The 17,384-nt window shown below is 34.4% G+C and carries 17 protein-coding genes; 7 read left to right on the top strand and 10 right to left on the bottom strand.

Going from position 1 to position 17,384, the window contains the following annotated elements; genetic code table 11:
* Positions 1 to 205: 205 nt before the first annotated feature.
* On the bottom strand, positions 206 to 1,294 hold the full coding sequence (locus tag T367_RS0113715) for a DUF2891 domain-containing protein (protein ID WP_035844104.1): 1,089 nt from the start codon (positions 1,292 to 1,294) through the stop codon (positions 206 to 208).
* A gap of 357 nt (positions 1,295 to 1,651) precedes the next feature.
* Between T367_RS0113715 and T367_RS0113710 the strand changes: the two genes are divergently transcribed.
* Together T367_RS0113710 and T367_RS0113705 are read left to right on the top strand one after the other, a co-directional pair.
* Positions 1,652 to 1,882 (top strand): hypothetical protein, encoded by a 231-nt coding sequence (locus T367_RS0113710; RefSeq protein WP_027420364.1) that lies wholly within the window; start codon positions 1,652 to 1,654, stop codon positions 1,880 to 1,882.
* Between the two features lie 15 nt (positions 1,883 to 1,897).
* Positions 1,898 to 2,200: a hypothetical protein gene (locus T367_RS0113705; RefSeq protein ID WP_051568556.1), complete on the top strand. Its 303-nt coding sequence runs from the start codon at positions 1,898 to 1,900 to the stop codon at positions 2,198 to 2,200.
* Positions 2,201 to 2,706: 506 nt separating this feature from the next.
* Here T367_RS0113705 and T367_RS0113700 read toward each other — a convergent pair.
* From T367_RS0113700 to T367_RS0113665, 7 genes are all read right to left on the bottom strand, one after another.
* On the bottom strand, positions 2,707 to 5,085 hold the full coding sequence (locus tag T367_RS0113700; protein WP_027420362.1) for a TonB-dependent receptor domain-containing protein: 2,379 nt from the start codon (positions 5,083 to 5,085) through the stop codon (positions 2,707 to 2,709).
* Between the two features lie 122 nt (positions 5,086 to 5,207).
* Entirely contained in the window at positions 5,208 to 5,744 is a 537-nt protein-coding gene (locus T367_RS0113695) for a DUF3124 domain-containing protein (protein ID WP_027420361.1), read from the bottom strand.
* A gap of 34 nt (positions 5,745 to 5,778) precedes the next feature.
* Entirely contained in the window at positions 5,779 to 6,399 is a 621-nt protein-coding gene (locus tag T367_RS0113690) for an SET domain-containing protein (protein WP_027420360.1), read from the bottom strand.
* Positions 6,400 to 6,918: 519 nt separating this feature from the next.
* Positions 6,919 to 7,464: a DinB family protein gene (locus T367_RS0113680; RefSeq protein WP_027420358.1), complete on the bottom strand. Its 546-nt coding sequence runs from the start codon at positions 7,462 to 7,464 to the stop codon at positions 6,919 to 6,921.
* Between the two features lie 58 nt (positions 7,465 to 7,522).
* Complete coding sequence (locus tag T367_RS0113675) at positions 7,523 to 8,059, bottom strand: Crp/Fnr family transcriptional regulator (protein WP_027420357.1); 537 nt, start codon at positions 8,057 to 8,059, stop codon at positions 7,523 to 7,525.
* A complete protein-coding gene (locus T367_RS22425) occupies positions 8,056 to 8,580 on the bottom strand; it encodes a GNAT family N-acetyltransferase (RefSeq protein ID WP_035844100.1) in 525 nt (174 codons plus the stop codon). Before T367_RS22425 ends, T367_RS0113675 begins: the two co-directional genes overlap by 4 nt.
* Position 8,581: 1 nt before the next feature.
* Complete coding sequence (locus tag T367_RS0113665) at positions 8,582 to 9,727, bottom strand: hypothetical protein (protein WP_027420356.1); 1,146 nt, start codon at positions 9,725 to 9,727, stop codon at positions 8,582 to 8,584.
* A gap of 121 nt (positions 9,728 to 9,848) precedes the next feature.
* On the opposite strand from T367_RS0113665, the gene T367_RS0113660 reads away from it, so the two are divergent.
* Complete coding sequence (locus tag T367_RS0113660; protein ID WP_027420355.1) at positions 9,849 to 10,595, top strand: tyrosine-protein phosphatase; 747 nt, start codon at positions 9,849 to 9,851, stop codon at positions 10,593 to 10,595.
* A gap of 133 nt (positions 10,596 to 10,728) precedes the next feature.
* Positions 10,729 to 11,193: a hypothetical protein gene (locus tag T367_RS0113655; protein WP_027420354.1), complete on the top strand. Its 465-nt coding sequence runs from the start codon at positions 10,729 to 10,731 to the stop codon at positions 11,191 to 11,193.
* A gap of 68 nt (positions 11,194 to 11,261) precedes the next feature.
* On the opposite strand, the gene T367_RS0113650 is transcribed toward T367_RS0113655, so the two are convergent.
* The gene (locus tag T367_RS0113650) at positions 11,262 to 11,930 is read right to left on the bottom strand and encodes a MarR family winged helix-turn-helix transcriptional regulator (RefSeq protein ID WP_027420353.1); all 669 of its coding nucleotides are present in this window, start codon (positions 11,928 to 11,930) and stop codon (positions 11,262 to 11,264) included.
* Positions 11,931 to 12,030: 100 nt separating this feature from the next.
* On the opposite strand from T367_RS0113650, the gene T367_RS0113645 reads away from it, so the two are divergent.
* The gene (locus T367_RS0113645) at positions 12,031 to 14,463 is read left to right on the top strand and encodes a TonB-dependent receptor (protein WP_027420352.1); all 2,433 of its coding nucleotides are present in this window, start codon (positions 12,031 to 12,033) and stop codon (positions 14,461 to 14,463) included.
* Here the strand turns inward: T367_RS0113645 and T367_RS0113640 are convergent.
* The gene (locus tag T367_RS0113640; protein WP_027420351.1) at positions 14,460 to 15,347 is read right to left on the bottom strand and encodes an EamA family transporter; all 888 of its coding nucleotides are present in this window, start codon (positions 15,345 to 15,347) and stop codon (positions 14,460 to 14,462) included. The two genes, T367_RS0113645 and T367_RS0113640, sit on opposite strands and share 4 nt — an antisense overlap.
* 116 nt (positions 15,348 to 15,463) lie before the next feature.
* Here T367_RS0113640 and T367_RS0113635 point away from each other — a divergent pair, with 116 nt between their 5' ends.
* On the top strand, positions 15,464 to 17,119 hold the full coding sequence (locus T367_RS0113635; RefSeq protein WP_084274430.1) for a WG repeat-containing protein: 1,656 nt from the start codon (positions 15,464 to 15,466) through the stop codon (positions 17,117 to 17,119).
* Positions 17,120 to 17,149: 30 nt separating this feature from the next.
* The coding region (locus T367_RS25040) for an ISAon1 family transposase N-terminal region protein (protein ID WP_027420349.1) at positions 17,150 to 17,384 on the top strand (235 nt) is incomplete at its 3' end.

The following is a 17,384-nucleotide window of genomic DNA, read 5'->3' as shown; positions in this document are numbered from 1 at the left end:
AAAGGTTTAAAACCAACTTAATTGTAAGTTAACGTTAAACATGATGAATATATGCGAAAACATAAATCAAAATATTCACGGTAATTATTTATTAAATTGGAATGAGTGAAACATTTTATCAAAAATCAAAACTGCGCATCTTTCGACTCTTGTACTTATTTTATGTCAAAATCAAACGAAGGTAACCCAAGAAAATTTATTTCTCCTACAATCCCTTTCTCGCTTCAAGTGCATAAACCAAAAAAGAAGCCAACCAATGGCTGCCCATATAATCACTGCCTACCACTTGTTCTTTAGACGCTTGAATATGTAAATCACCTAATTTCACCATCCTATCTTTCAAGTCATTATTCTTCTTTGCAATGGCGTAAAAACACCAAGCTCTCGAGAAGTTCAGCCCATCTAAATGCACCAATTTACCATCGGTTCTATCCAAAACTTTACCCGGTTCTAACTTAAAATCAGGTAAAAATAAAGCCGGTAAAAATTCCTTTAACCAACTATTAAAAGTTTTTTCATCCAATACTTTCGACATCAATTCTGCCTCTTGTAAGCAAGGTGAAATAAAATCATAACCACTCGGTTCCCATGTTAACGGACATCCTTTATCCTCCATATAAAAATCCTTCGCTCTTTGCACAATCAACGCCTCAAAAGCCGTGTCTTTTGCTACTCTTGCATAATCCAATGCCAAACTCAAACCAAAGGCCGTATTGGTATGTTCTCCCACTCGAATTGGGTACAATAATTTCGGTAAAAACTCCTTATAGGCATCCACAATATGATTCGTTAGTGGCGCCATTGTTTCCGCCCAAACCTTCGTCTCCTTCTCATAACTATCCAGCATTGACGCATGCAATTTCAAAATCCAAGCCCAACCATAAGTGCGTTCGAACGACTTGTTCAATTTAGGTTCGAAATACGCCAATTCCGCCGCCACTTTCTCCGCCGTAAATTGTTTGGCAAGTAGCGCTGTTGCCTCAATACTTAAAGGCGTATTCACATGGTTTTTAATCGCCATCGTCAATAACCAATGCCCGTGAACAGACGAATGCCAATCAAAACAACCGTAAAAAATAGGATGCAAAGCTTTTGGTCCTTTTAAGTCCGTCGAATCTGTCAGCACCTGCCCCAATTTGTATGGGTACTCCTGCTCAATACAATGCAGCGGTAATTCAGCGAATTTCACCATTCCATCATAATCTAACCCCTTTACTTCTTGCGTATTTTCCGTTTGCGCAATAGCCGTAAATCCAATAAATAATAAGGCAATTCCAAGTATTCTTGCTAACATAAATTTGTTTTGATCTAAATATAATAAGGATTTTTTTAGTGAGATTTATTCGTCAAAGAATCAAGGTTAATTTTTAATGTTTTTTTGGGCGTTACCCCGCTGATGCCCGGTCGCGCTATTCGTTCTTATCTTTTTGTCTTCCTTTTGCATTTCTATTCCTCTTGCCTATGCAGCCACCTCAGCGCCCACTTTGAGAAATTGTACTTAAAAAACAAAAAGGATATCCACTACTATCGCTAACGCGAGGAAGATCAACTTACGTAAAGACTTCAAAGGACGAGGGGAATATTGGATTACCATACTTTCATATTCAAAAAAAATCCATTACTCTAGTTTCATTTTTTGTATCTTTGGTATATGACGCATACTTTTCATATAGATGGATCATCACAAAAAGCGAAAGCGTTGCTGGAGTTTTTAAGAACACTCGAATTTGTAAAAGAAGTCGAGCAAAGCGATGTTGTGCTTACTGATGAACAATTAAGAATTGTTGAAGAAAGAAGAAAAAATCGATTGAATGGTACTTCAACAACTCAATCTTGGCAAGATGTTAAAGGTAATTTAGGGCAAATAGATACGGGACTTTAGACTCCATTTTTTTCAATGAAAAAATCATTAGATATTCAAATTGAAGAAAAAGCTATAATTGAAATAAAAGAAGCTTATTTATGGTATGAAAATCAAAATAAAGGTCTTGGGAAAATTTTTGAAGCTGCTTTAGACGAAGCCTTCAAAACAATTAGTCATTCGGTAAATGGCTTTACTAAATTTGGAAAACACCACAATCAATTTCCAATGGATCGATTTCCCTTTGTTATATTATATGAGGCTACAAAAACAACGCTTTTTATCGACGCTGTATTTCACACTATCAGAAACCCAAAAGACAAATTATCCAGCAAATAAACCAGCTTAATCTATTACCAATTACATTGATTAAATAGCAACTATCCGATCAAAAAACAACATGTTTTCTTAATAACTTCAGATCGACATGCTTCAGACTTACTCAAATATCAAAAACTCAAGACTAACAACTCTCGAATGGTAACTCAACCCCATACAAATCAAACCATTGATTATGAGTTGAGTTTTATATCTCCTCTCCATAAGTTTGATATATAAAAGAGGAATATATGTGACCCCTACAGGGTCAGAGAATTTTGGTAGCAGTTCAAGTTAGAGATGTGTGACTACTACAGAGTCATAAATAAGTAATTTGAGTTAAACCTCAATGCATTGCATTGTTGCTAGATGCGAAATTTTGGAAATGGTTTACAACCGCAGCAGAAAAGTTACATGCGGGGAAATGATACTTTAATGTGGTGTTAATTTATTAGTAGCGATCAACCTATATCAGGGACATACAAAAAGCTCACACCTATTATCTATCAACTCCCGCTCACGCGGGCTTATATCCTATCCGACTGCTTAGATTTAGACTCCTGAATATCATTCGATCCTTTTAAACGACCGAACTTATAATACAATCCCAATTTAAATGCCGTGAAATTATTCTGAGAAATCGTATTCGCCTGGAAGTTTCCTGAGTAGTTTTCGTACTTGCTTACAGGTGGAATAATATTGCTGATATCTGCATAAATTTGGAAATTATTGCCTTTGTATTTTTTCGTGAAACGCATGCCCCAATTCAATACCGTATTACTCACCATGTCCGAACTACCCCATTTATAAATATACAAACGATTCATAATCGACCAATTTTTAGGCAAAGTGAAATTTAAATGACCGTAATAACCATAGGTTAGGTTCCCTAAATTCTCCCTACCGAATTCTGGTGTGAAATAATATTGATTATAATTTGCCCAAATGGAATTCCAACCTGTTAGCCATTTTAGCTGAATGGGGATACTTAAACTCGCGCTATAAACTTCCTCATAATCGGCATTCATTGGTGTTGATTCTCTGTAAAAACTGTCGTCATCAACGAATGATAAAGTACTTTGTTGATCCTTTTTATGGGTATAACTCAAGGTTAAATTATAAGCGTAAAACAAATCAATTTCTAAACTGAAAGTTTGAATAGTCGCCGGACGCAAATAAGGATTTCCGTACGTCACCGATAAACTATCTTGAATTCTTACAAAAGGATCGAAATTTGAAAATTGTGGGCGATCAATTCCTGTTGAATAGGACAATGATAGAGCGACATTTTCACCCGGCTCGAATAATAAACTAGCATTGGGGAACAATAAAAAATAAGTCGAATCTATAAATTGTTGATCCAATGAATTACTATATCCATTTAAACCTGTATACTCGCCTCTTACTCCTACTCTAAAACCAAACTTATCCCAGTTTTTAGACAATTCAGTAAATAAAGCTCCTATTTGTTCTTGATAGTCGTACGAATTAGTATAAAGTGGATCTACAATATATTCTTCGCCCACTCTATTAAACTGATTGAATTTTTTGCCATTTATTAGAATACTATATGATCCTCCAACATTTAACGACCATTTAGTCGTATCAAAATTATGATCGTAATTCACGCGTAACTCGCCTACATTCGGGCGATCAGAGCTCTCATTCCGAACATTAAAGGTACTAAATGAATTGTCTACGAAATTATTGTAATCAGAAAAATAATTCCCTTTGCTTTGACTGATCTTATTGTTATAATTTAAGTTGATCTCTAATGCACTATTGTTCGTATCCGTCTCTAAGGTATAATTCGCAAAAGCACTATTATTTAACCAAGTACTACTCGGATCACTTGATTGAGATTCGCTCGTCATCTTTGCCTCATTAATCGCATAAATAGCATCAGATACATTATTTGAACTATTTAGTGAACCATAACCATTAACACCAACCGTGAATCGCTGTCTATCTGTTGGTCTATATGCCGCCTTTAGATTATAATAATTCCATAAGTTTTGACTTTCATCTGTCGATTCACTATCAAAAGTTCTTTGAGAATCATCGGTCGTAAAACCTTCTGTTTCACTTAACGATATTTGTGATGAATAACTTGCTCCTAAATAACCATTCAATGAGAATTTGTTCTTCTTCAAGCTAATTCCTCCATTCAACCTTGACGTTGGTTTTAATTGGGTATTAATGCCTCCATCAGCGCTGACTGTAACATTATAACCTTCTAAATGGAAATTCTTAGTATATACCTCTATCACACCACTTCCACTTCCCTGTGCTTTATATTTAGCTGAAGGATTGGTGATAATCTCAATTTTTTCGATTTGATCAGCAGGTATCGCTTTTAATTCTTCGTTAGAAATAATCGCTTGCCTATCAATTAAAATCAGCGGACTGCCTTTCCCTATTATTTCGATGCTTTCATCATCAGGAGAAGTTAAACGAGGTGCCGCTTTTAAGACATCAAATAAATTATTGAGTTGCGCTAAAGTTGTACCATCTACATTTACGGAAATTCCATCCATCGTGCGTTCGAATGTTGGTTTTTGATATACAAAATCAACCGTTTCTAAATTTGTAGATTTGGTTAATTCTATCGTTCCCAAATTCGCTAAACCATCAATTATAGAAAAACTAATGGTTGTATCACTAAATCCAGGTGCACGTAAAGTCATATAAAAATCACTTACACCTTCGCTATTAAATTCGGTTGAGAAATAGGAACTATCTAAAAATACAGCTTTGGTTAAAGTCGAATCTACACTTTTATATATCAACATTTTCGATAATTCGTAGGGTAAATCGTCTGCTTTTAACGTTCCTTCAACTTTTACGTTTTGCGCAAAGCCGTGAGATAAAATCAAACAAAAAATAGGGAGTAATATTCTTACCATAATAATCAGTTCATAGGGGATTACAGACAAAAATAACTATCTGAAACACCTTTGGTTACAATTATTATTTAAACGGCTAATTTTTAAGTTAAGTTATGATAAAATAAGTTAAAAGGCGATGACTAACGAATTATTGAAGATCCTTCCGTTGTAAATGAAAAACCTTTGTTTCCTTCGTTACCAATCATTACAGCTTGAATGACAGGACTTACATTTGCACTGTTTGAACTTAATGCTAAAATAAAGTTGGCACCAGAACCTCCTAAATCGTCTTCCTTCTCTACAACATAATCAACCGATTCGAGTGGTTTTAACATGATTGGTCTTTCTAAATATTGACGAACAAGGTCTCCTTTTGTATTGTAATAATCAATTAAGGAAATATAAATACTATCTCTTAAACTTGTATTCCGAATGCTTAAAGTCGCAGCTAAAAGGCTTTTGGTATTGGACGAATTCACATAAATATCTGAATAAATTGGAACATAAACTGTATCCACATAATTGATACTAGAAGCAATGATTGGTTGTGTTATTTCATGTACAGTAAGGATATCTTCACCACCCGAATTTGTATTCGGTCCTTTCTCTGTACAACTAACAATTGTCAAAGAAATTAAAGAGATGTAAATTGCAGTAATGATCTTTCTGGTTGTCATAATACCTGCAATTTACATGATTCTTTTTTAAAAATTAAGCCATTTTCCGTTTTAATTCTTTCCCGTCCTTTTCACTGTCAAAATAATTGGATAAAATTGATTCCATTTCTTTTTCACCTTCATTAACGCGTTCAATCTCTTTCCATGTTTCCGGTTGAATCAATCCTTTTAATGGTTGATCAAGGGTTTGAATTTTGTGAAACACTTTTTGAATTTTCTTATCCCAATGACTGTGATACTTCACCAAATCATCTGGATAAACTGTTTTTCTTCTTGTCCCTTCATCAATTCCTTTGAAAGGCTCTGAGATGTTTAAATAACCATAATCATCTGTTAATTGTTCGCCCGGTTGAATGTCTCGAATCGCAATTTCAAAATCGTATGCTGTAGTTAAACAGTTCGAATTAAAACTATGATTGACAAAACGACCAGTGTCCCAACACAACACATAATTACCTAAATTATTTCGGAAAGTATAAGTGTCTATAATTTCTTGATAAATAGGCTCCAAATTTGCGACTTGATCAGGTGTAAACTCCCGATCTAATTTGTCTAAAACCCAAGTTATTGTTCCAGCAGGAATCAACTCAGTAGCAACAACACCATATCCAACGATGTCGTTAATAAACTTAATTTCAGTTTTTGGATGAATCATTTTTCATGTAATTTTTAATCGAATTTATGCCAAAATTTTGAATAAATAATGTATTCAAAAAAAATAATTATTAACTGTTTAAAAGCGACAGCAAAAACAAATACTAAACAATAACAATCAACTATTTACGACTCATAATCACAGTTAAAAACCGCCTTGTTACTGGTAAAAAAAATAGTAGACGAAATATTTTTATAAAACTCTGAATTAATATATTTATTTTAGTCTTTCTCACTTTTTTTACAGCAAAAAAAGTAAGCAAAAAAGGCTGCCTGGCAGGGCCCGCATCCAGTAGCCCGCTTTTACTCACCAACGCCACTCTTGAAACTGGAAAAGATCGGCGATCTCCAATCAAAGATTGGAGCTTCCTTACTTTTTAGCCGGTTTCAATTCGTTTCTTATGGTTCTTAAAAGAATGGCACCTAGAATTTCAGTTTCTTTTTAGGCACTTTCGAACACTCTATATTTCTTCAATTACAAATAAAAACAAGCCGATTCAATATTAAATCATTACTCCAACTATTTTTTAGCATCAACAGCGCGTTTTGCTTGTGCCAAATGCCTTTCATTATGATAAATTAAAACACGAAATGTATCTCCTAGTCTAAGTCGAATCATTTTACTGATACTAATTGAAGTTTTGATCTTTTGTAATGATGTTGTTTGAGCAGCTTCGAGTAAATCAAGCAACGTATCCTGTTGTTGAATAAAAGTATCAATTACAGTTTTATCCAATTCACTTCCAACAGGATTCATGACCTTAAATGTTTGCATTGATTTTGCATCTGGCTTCATCGCATTCGCAAAATATTCGCCCAACCACGAACTTTTAAAATTTGTTGTAGGTTTTGCTTTGGCGTCTGCTATTCTTCTTTTAATTTCAGGCAAATAAAAGTCCCCATATCTATTTAAATGTTCTAAACATTCCAATGCACTCCAACTTTCAGCACTTTGCTTTAAATTGAGTTGAGACAATGGCTGCTCCTTCATTTTAACAACCTCAGCCTTTACTGAAACAGTAATATTTATTAGTTCTTTTATGAGTTGATCTTGACTTGCTTTCATTTAAAAAATTTTACATCACAAAGATCAAAATCATTCATCGAATAAATATTGATTGAAATCAAGACTTTCTAATTCGAGATAAAGTTTCGGGCGTCATGCGTAAATAAGAGGCAATATATTTCAATGGAATCTCTTGAAACAACTGTGGACTGCGTTCTAACACCCTTTGATGTCTAATAATCGGCGATGCCGTCAATAAATCAATTTCCCTTTCCATTTGTTGCAAAATCAAATCTTGCTGCAACGCTTGATATGCTTCTTGATATTTGACATTCGATTGAATAAAATTCAAAAATTCACTTTTCTCAACCGCCAGTAACTTGCTCGATTTAATTGTTTGCATATAATAGTTGGTCGGTAAATCATTGAGAAAAGAATCGAGTGCTGCGAAAAACGAATTTTTATAACCAAAACGAATGGTATGCTCTTCTTGATCGTCCACATAGAATATTCTGATGCTTCCATCCAAAACAAAATATACTTTGGTATGAACTTGATTCGGCTGACACAAAAAATCACCGCGAGAAAGAAGAAGTTCCTCCGCATTTAAATTGCCATTATTAATCTCTTCAAGAATTACATCAATAAAATTCATTCCTTATTTAATTTATGCGCAAAAACTGATCGATCTAAAACCATATTATAACCTTCCCATAATTCTCCCTCAACTGTTAAAACTTTTGGTGCAACTCGACCGATTACAAAACCCATTTTCTGATAACAGCTAATGGCTGCAGCATTCCATTTAAAAACATTTAAATCAATTTGCTTTACCTTTTCATCTTCAAATAAACGCAATGCAATCGCTTCAATCAATGCTCTTCCATAACCTTTACCACGATCACTTTCTTCACCAATTAAAACCCTTGATATTCGAGGGATATTTGGATTACTAAAATTCATTTCACAATGACCAATTACCTTGTCAGTTTGAGGATCGATCACTTTTAACGGCTTCAATAAAGGTTGTTCAATATAATCTTGCAATTGGACATTTGTCAAGGGAAAAGTAAAGATCGGTCCGGCAAATTGAATTAGAATTTTTTCGTCGATCGACCAATTAATTAATCTCTCGAAATCATCAATAATAAAGGGAGCTAATTTTAACTTGATCATGCTATTTTACTTGCATTTTCTCTAAATAAAAATCTAATGCGCCATTGCCAAACGAGCTTGTATGTCCTGCCAGATAATAGTAATTTTCATATTCTACCATATCATTAAACCTGTCCATTCCATCTCCGCCAATTACTAAATCCTCTATCATATTTCCATTCTTATCAGTGACCACCATATAGGCATTTTGATTCCCTCCAAAGCTCATACTTCTCGCTACAAAAACATATTGCCCTTTCGAATTAATTAAAGCTGCTTCAGCTCCATCATGAGCTGCACCACCAAATTCTCGTTCCCAAATTATATCACCATCCGCATTAACTTTTACGATATACATATTGTGAATTGGATCAGTACTTGCCGAATGGCCAACCAATAAAAAATCATTATCTGAGGTCTGCAAGAATTGCTGTGGTTCTTCATAGTCATCACCACCATAATACTTGCCCCATAATGAATCTTGATCGGCATTTAAACGCATTAAATACAAATCTTGACTGGGATTCCCAGGAATAGTTCCATAACCATAAAGCATAAAGTCTCCATCGGTTTGTTCAAGAATTCTAGATCCTCCATCAACACCTGACCTTCCGAATAATTTTTGCGAAAGAAAATCTAAACTACTTGAAAGCGTTATTAAAGATATTTGACGATGCCCTGCTCTATTATCAGCTCCTATCAACATTAAACGATTGTCTTTTGTTTCATAAACATCGTCTATAGACATATGTGACGGTTCGTCAATATTCTTGACATTCAAAATATCTCCAGCGGTATTCATTTTATAAATTGCCAAATTATAGGCCGAACCATCAGTCGAATAAGTAGCACCTACAATCATATTACCATCAGCTAATGCTGTGATCGAATTCCCGTTCCAATAACCCGATTCACCAATAATTTTTTCGCCAATTTTATTACCATCCAAATCTGTTTTCACCCAATAAATTGAGCCGTTTGAATTACCAAAACTCCTGGTAGTACCTATCATATAAATAAACTCATCTATACGAATCATATTTTCGGCAACATCATCACCTAAGCCACCATACGACTTACTAAAATTATCAATGCTCTTTTCTTCAGGTTCGTGCTTACAACCTTGAATTAATAATGATAACAAAATAAAACTGACGACTATACGCATTTTTTACTAACGTTAATATTTGCAGAAAATTGCAAAATGTTTTCTCATAAAAATAATATTTCTTTCTTAGGTTTGGTTATTAATCAATAACTTTACTCATCAGAAAAACAATGTAAATAAAATGGGAGTATTCAATCGACTTTTTAAGAAAACACCTCAACTTGAACCTGCAGATTTATCTATACTTAAAACTGATGTTCATAGCCATTTAATAGCGGGCATTGATGACGGTGTTAAAACTATTGATGAAGCAATAGTTATGTTGAGAAAATTTATTGAATTAGGCTATACAAAAGTAATTACCACTCCGCATGTAATGAGTGACTATTATAAAAACACTCCAGAAATTATTAATGCTGGACTGGATGACTTGCAAGCAGAAGTTCAAAGGTTAAACCTACCCATCGCTGTTGAAGCTGCAGCCGAATATTATTTGGATCATAATTTATCGCAACTTATTGAATCTAAAAATATTCTCACATTTGGTGATAATTATATGTTATTTGAATTGTCTTTTACAACTGAGCAAAATAGAATAAAAGAATCAATGTTCGAACTCATCACGGAAGGATATAAACCTATTATAGCTCATATTGAACGCTATCCATTTTATTTTAACGAATGGGCTAAAATTGAGGATTACCGCAATAGAGGTGTTCTAATACAAGTGAATACCAATTCTCTGTCTGGTCAATACGGACCACAAGTCAAAAAAATGGCAGAAGAGTTAATTGATCGGGATTGGGTTGATTTGATTGGTAGTGATTCTCACCATCTTGGTCACCTAGAAGTACTTGATGGTTTGAGAACAAATCCACATTTACATAAAATAATAGCCAAAGAAAATCTGCTGAATAAGTTTTTATAGTCCTCAAAATCAATAAATGGTCATTCAAAGTTAATTTATTGTCCTCTATCGATTTCTGCTTCAAACATCTTAGATAAATTAGTAAATTGCTTTGCCAAATAGAATATGGCAAATTAATTAATAAAGAAAAGAAATGTTTGGATTAGACGATTTAATGAGTAAAGTAGATTTAGGAGATATCCTTGAAAAAGTTGGTTTATCAGATAACGATAAGCAAGAAGTTACAAAGCAAGCGGTTGAAGCGGTTAAATATCGTACAACTAAAGAAAAAGCAAGAGGTAATGACAGCACAATGTCTAATTTATTCTCTTCTAACGACAATACTACTGAAGCAAACAATGTAAGTAAAAAATTAGAAGGCGATTTGGCTTTTAATTTGAAGAATAAAACTGGTTTGTCTGAAGGAATTATCGATCAAATTAAATCTGTTGTTATGTCTAAAGTAATGAGTGGTTTTTCAAACTCTGCAGCAGAAAAAGGAGACAAAGAAGGCAACGGATTAATGGATATGTTTACTGATAGTGATATGTTAAGCAAATTCACTTCTGGAGACACGATGGACGCAATTAAAGGAAAATTAGGCGGACTATTTAAATAATGTAGCGTTAACCCAAAGCTCAAAGAAACACCCTTTTGCTAAATTGCTGAATGGTGTTTTTTTTTGTCTTATAAAATTTGAGATTCCTTCTCCGACAGAATCAAGTCGAGATCCATTTCTTTATGTTCGTGTAAAATAGTTTCGTGAAATTGATCTAATTTTTGAAGCATCCCAACCAATAAAATCAATTCATTATTCGATAAGATACCCGCGCTAATAATTGATAATTTATTCAAAGTACCTGACGTAGAAAAAATCGCACCTCTTCCCTGATCCGTAATTTCAATACAAGTACTTCTCTTGTCTTCTAAATTGGGTGATTGTTTTATAAACCCCTTTTTTAATAGCCGCTTTATAATATCTGTTCCTGTTGTTGTAGGATGTATATTGTGTTGTATTAATTCACTTTTAGTCAATTTTTGATACTTCATACAAGTGATCAAATAAGTAAATTCCTCCATACTACCCAGCGGTGTTTCAGGCAAATTTTTTCGACAATAATTATCTACATACCTTCCCATTTTTCCGAGATATGCAGAAGTCATCTCTAATAAGGTTTTTCGATTTAAATTTTTCCAATTCTCAACCTTCACCTCTTCATTAATGGACGATTCCGTTCCAACTTCAGAATTTAAATAAGCTATAAATTTAGTCATATTATCCCCCTGAACATCGGCTTTTAGTGATGTTTTAAACTTTTCGTAATATTTTACTAGTTGCACTAGGGTACTTTCCATGGAATAAAGTTAAAACATTTTTTTACGAAACCGTACTATTATTTATAATTTATTTCGGAATAGTTGTATATTTGTCTAAACAATAACGAAATCGTAATAAATGAAATCCCTAATTCTATATATCGCGTTGCTTTCAATTTCCGTAGGTTTTAGTCAAAACACAGGATCTATTCAAGGTATCGTTAAGGATGTTAATACCGAAGAACCTCTATTATTTGCTAAAATATTGGTTGAGGGAACAACAGAAGGTGCTGTTACTGATCTAAATGGGAATTATCGATTAGAATTACCAGTAGGTACTTATACTTTAAGGGTGTCTTTCGTTGGTTACGAAGCCATGAAGAAATTCAATATCAATGTTACTTCAGGAAATGTGCAAACGGTGAATTTTACGCTAAGTCAAACTAGTAGCGAATTAAAATCAGTTGATGTGGTTTATCAAGATGACAAAATTGCAAAAACGACGGATATGGTTACGCCTTTGTCTGTTCAGAAATTGACTTCAATAGAGATTGAATCGAATCCCGGTGGGAATTTTGATGTATCTAAAGTGGTACAAACACTACCTGGTGTTGGTGGATCCGGTGGCGGAGCGCAAAGAAATGATATCATCATTCGTGGTGGAGCGCCCAATGAGAATGTTTATTATTTAGATGGAATTGAAATTCCAGTATTGAATCATTTTCAAACACAAGGTTCGTCCGGTGGAGCCCAAGGAATTTTAAACGTGTCTTTTATAGAGGATCTTAAATTGAGTTCATCTGCTTTTGATACGCGTTATGATAACGCATTGGCTTCTACTTTTGTAATTACACAACGCCAAGGAAATAGAGAAAAAATATCGGGTAATGTTAGGGCAAGTGTTACTGAAAGTGTATTGACTTTAGAAGGACCTATGGGGAAGAAAAATGATTTCTTGGTTTCTGCAAGAGCATCTTATCTCGATCTGCTCTTCACTTTATTAGATTTGCCCATTCGACCTAATTTCACGGACTACCAATTCAAAACGACTTTCCGACCAAATAATAAAAACTCAATAACTGTTCTTGGTCTAGGCGCATACGATAGATTCAATTTTGCAGCCACGAAAGAAGACAATGACGAAACCGAATACTTGCGTCGTTCGTTGCCATTTATCACACAATGGAATTATACCGTAGGGACAGCTTGGAAACATCGGGTAAAGGACGGTTTCTTCAATCTAGCATTAAGTAGAAACATGTTCGACAATCAACTGGATCAATTTGAGGATGCGCGAAATGGCGATGAGGAATATAGAAATTTCGGCTTGCAATCTCAAGAGATAGAGAATAAATTGCGATTCGATTTTAACCAATATAAAAATGGTTGGAAATACTCATTTGGAGGTGTAGCGCAATATGTTAAATACAATTCGTCACTCTACAATAAAATAACACAGAACATTTACGATTCAACTGGAACCTTGATTGTGCCTGCTCAAATTATTGAAGGGAATAGCGAGATTGATTTCTTTAAATACGGTCTATTCGTTCAAGTCTCTAAAAATATTTTTAAAGATAAATTACTCGTTTCAGCAGGTGTAAGAACGGATATGAATTCGTTCACGGACAAAGGGAATAATCCACTAGAAACCATTTCGCCAAGGTTGTCTTTAGCGTATCATTTAAATAATCGTTGGGACATTACAGCTTCTGTCGGCAGTTATTTTAAAATCCCTACTTATACCTCTTTGGGTTACCAAAATATTGCGGGTGAATATGTCAATCAATCTTTGACTTATATCCGTTCTGATCATTATGTATTGGGTGCTCAATTCTTGCCGAACCAAGGGTTACGAATTACTTTAGAAGGTTTTTACAAGGAATATAGCAATTACCCTGTTTCAGTCGCAAATGGGGTGTCTTTAGCGAATCAAGGACAAGAATTTGGCGCAGTAGGTAATGAATTTGTAACAAGCGACGGTAAAGGGCAGACTTATGGCTTTGAGGTTTTTGTTCAGCAAAAACTGGTTAAAAATGTATTCTTTGCTTTGAGCTATACGTATGTCCGAAGTTTATTCTCTGGCAGTGATGGCGAATTGTTGCCTTCAGCATGGGACAGTCAAAATTTATTATCGGCAACATTAGGATTGAACTTAGGTAAAACATGGAAGTTAGGTTTAAAATATCGTTATTCAGGTGGACTTCCTTATACACCCTGGGATCTTGAAGCATCGCAACAAACTTATTTATTTACAGGTAATGGTGTCTTGAATTATAATGATGTCAACGGAAGTAGATTGCGCGATTTTAATCAAATGGATATCCGAATTGATAAAATTGTAAACTTGAAAAAAGTAAGTTTCGATTTCTATATCGATATTCAAAATATCCTTGCTTATAAACAAGAGTCCTCTCCCTATTATACCTTCCAAAGGAATGCGGACAATACAGGGTTTGCGTCAACCGATGGTAACCCAATTCAAGCAGATGGATCGAATGCTGTTCCGCTTATCATAAATAATGAAAGTAGATTGATAACACCAACTATCGGTGTCATCTTCGAGTTTTAATTATTCGATTTTAAGATGTTTTTATAATTGATCATCACAATTGAGATGATGATGATCCCAACACCCAACCATTGAATCATTGCTACTTTTTCGTGCAATAATAAGTGAGCCGTTGTGATAGAAACAGGAATCTCAATTGCAGTTAAGATACTTCCCCAACCAATACCAATAATTGGGAATCCCTTATTAAAGGCGATAGGGGGAATTATCGCACCGAATAGCGCGAGAAAAATAGCATATTGCCACAATTTAGGATCTGTAAAATTAATGGTGTCCAATAATTCTGTATTCCATATTAACCCGACAATAATTGCTCCACCCAAAATAAGATACTTACTACGATCGAGGTTTGGCAATTTTAGCGCAACGGCATTCGATGCATAAAGCGAAATCGTATAAGCGATACTTGCTAAAATACCATATACAATACCTATTAAATTTAGTGTACTTGATTGTTCAAAAATATTAACGGCAAACATGGTCCCTAGAATGACAAATCCGCTGCCAATAAGTTTTATCTTGCTGATCTGTTTTTGGAGAATGGCTTCTAACACAACCCCCATCCAAATTGCTTGCATCAGCAATATTATCGCAATTGATACGGGTAAATATTGAATCGACAAATAATAGAAATAACTCGTCAAACCTGATGTTGTTCCAAATAAAACCAACTGCAACTTCGGATAAAGCGAATCCTTAACAACCGTCTTTTTCCCTTTCATCAAAGTCAATAAAGCCAGCACAACAAAACCAAGAAAATATTGCAGAAAGTTGATTCCGCCTGTACTTAAACCGTCATTATTAGCAAGCTTAACAAAAGTCGCTAAAACACCATAACTCGCAGCACCAACTACCACATAGATGATGCCTTTTAATTTTATCATGGCGCAAATTTACGACTTATTTACGGCTTGAAATCAATCGAACACCATCTGTTTTACAGCAAAAATTGGCCAATATTATTATCCTTAAATTTGCAATGTAAAAGCCATTCCATAAAATGAAACATTCCACACTCCTCCTATTCTTTCTATATCCTTTATTCAACTTTTCTCAAGTCGTTGAAACACCCATGGGTGAGTTCTTCGATGATGTCATTGAGATGCCTGGACCAGATAGAAATGCCATTTCTTATTTTAAAAAAGAGGGTAAATACGGATTTAAAAAAGGTGATTCATTAATTTTCGCCCCTGTTTTTGATCATGTTAAAAGTTATCGGAATTGTTATGTCGTTCAGACTAATGGGAAATATGGTGCTTTAAATAAGTCGGCTGAATTAATCTTACCCATGAAGTATGATACATTATTTAATGCTCGCCAATCAGGAAATTCAATCATAGCCAAACTCAATAATAAATATGGGGCTTTTGATTTTGAAGGTGCAGCCATTTTAAAACTTGAATATGATCATTTAGATTATGCTGATGCAACCAGTTCTATCTTTGTCGTACGTGATAAAAAGAATCAGACAGCTGTGCTTTTAGCGAATGGTAAACAGATCAAACAACCGATTGATAATATTGTGATCTATAAAAACGGCATCATCGCTTCTGTAGACAATAAGTATGGTTTCATTGCCGACAATTCAATTCAAATTCCCTTTGAGTATGATGAATTAAAAATCGGCACAGCAGGTTTTAGAAAAACCAATCAATCAAATGAGCATTTTGCGCAAGTCTCAGCTTTTGCAAATCCTATCATAGCAAGAAAAGGTGAAGTCTATAGTCTCATCAACAGCAAAGGAGAAATGCTAACACCGATGGATTGTGACGGAATAGAATTCAATAAAACACACAAGTATTACTTGCTCAAGAAGGGTGATAAACAGGGCGCTTACTTTAACACAACTAAATCAATCATTCCAATCGAATTCGATCGTATTTACATGGATGGAATGAGGTATGTAACGGTCACGCAAAATGGTAAAAAAGGGATTTATACGAAAGAAGGCGAAGAAGTCATTCCAATAGAATTCGACGCGATTTGGCTACAGGGATTTAACGAAGGTTTTCAGGTTACCAAGGATAAAAAAGAAGGCTGGTATTCGAAAGAAGGCGAGGTTATTATTCCTCCGATATACGACAAAATTGATGACTTTTACGAAAGTGGTTTTGATGATTTTTTAATTGTTACGATTGATGAAAAAAAAGGAATCATTAACCGTAAACATGAAGTCATCATCCCAATCAATTTCGAATATATTTGGACATTGGACGATCACTTTTTAGTATTTGATAAGCGAAAAATGGGGCTGATTGATAAAACGGGATCTGAGGTATTACCAATGATTTATAGTCATATCAAAAAAAGTCACACAAGGGGAAGTGAAGTCATAATCGTTAAGCGGGATAGTATTGGTCCCAACCATCAAACCTTATACGGTATTTGTAATTCGAATGGTGAATTTTTAGTAAAATCAGAACTTACATCAATTCGATATATTAACAACGCTTTGAATTTGTATAATCCTTCAATTGCAGATGGCGGCGCCTTTTTAGCGGTGCGTAGTGAAGCTGGATTGTATGGTGTATTTAATGAATTTAAACAAGAAATGGCCGTCCCATTCAGTTTTGATGCGGTGCAACAAAAATATGCTTATGACCGTGAAGCCTTTTTCATGGATCAGTCACAAAAGTTGGGGAGGAATTTAGACTAAAATGATTTTCTTTGTAAAAAAGAATAAGTTTTGGAGGGATATTTAGACTTAATAAAAATGATTTTACCTGAGATTTTGGTAGCACATTTTGAGCTTACGGAATCAAAAAAAGTAGGAGAACGATTGAACCTTTATTTTGAGGAAAAGAATACTGTTCCCCAAGAATTTAATTCACGTCAATTAATTTCAAAAGGTTTTCATAAAACCATTACAGTTCAGGATTTTCCTTTAAAAGGTATGTTTGTTTTTTTTCATATTAAACGAC

Source organism: Crocinitomix catalasitica ATCC 23190 (assembly GCF_000621625.1).
GTDB classification, from domain to species: domain Bacteria; phylum Bacteroidota; class Bacteroidia; order Flavobacteriales_D; family Crocinitomicaceae; genus Crocinitomix; species Crocinitomix catalasitica.
This window is presented reverse-complemented; position numbering and strand designations above follow the sequence as displayed.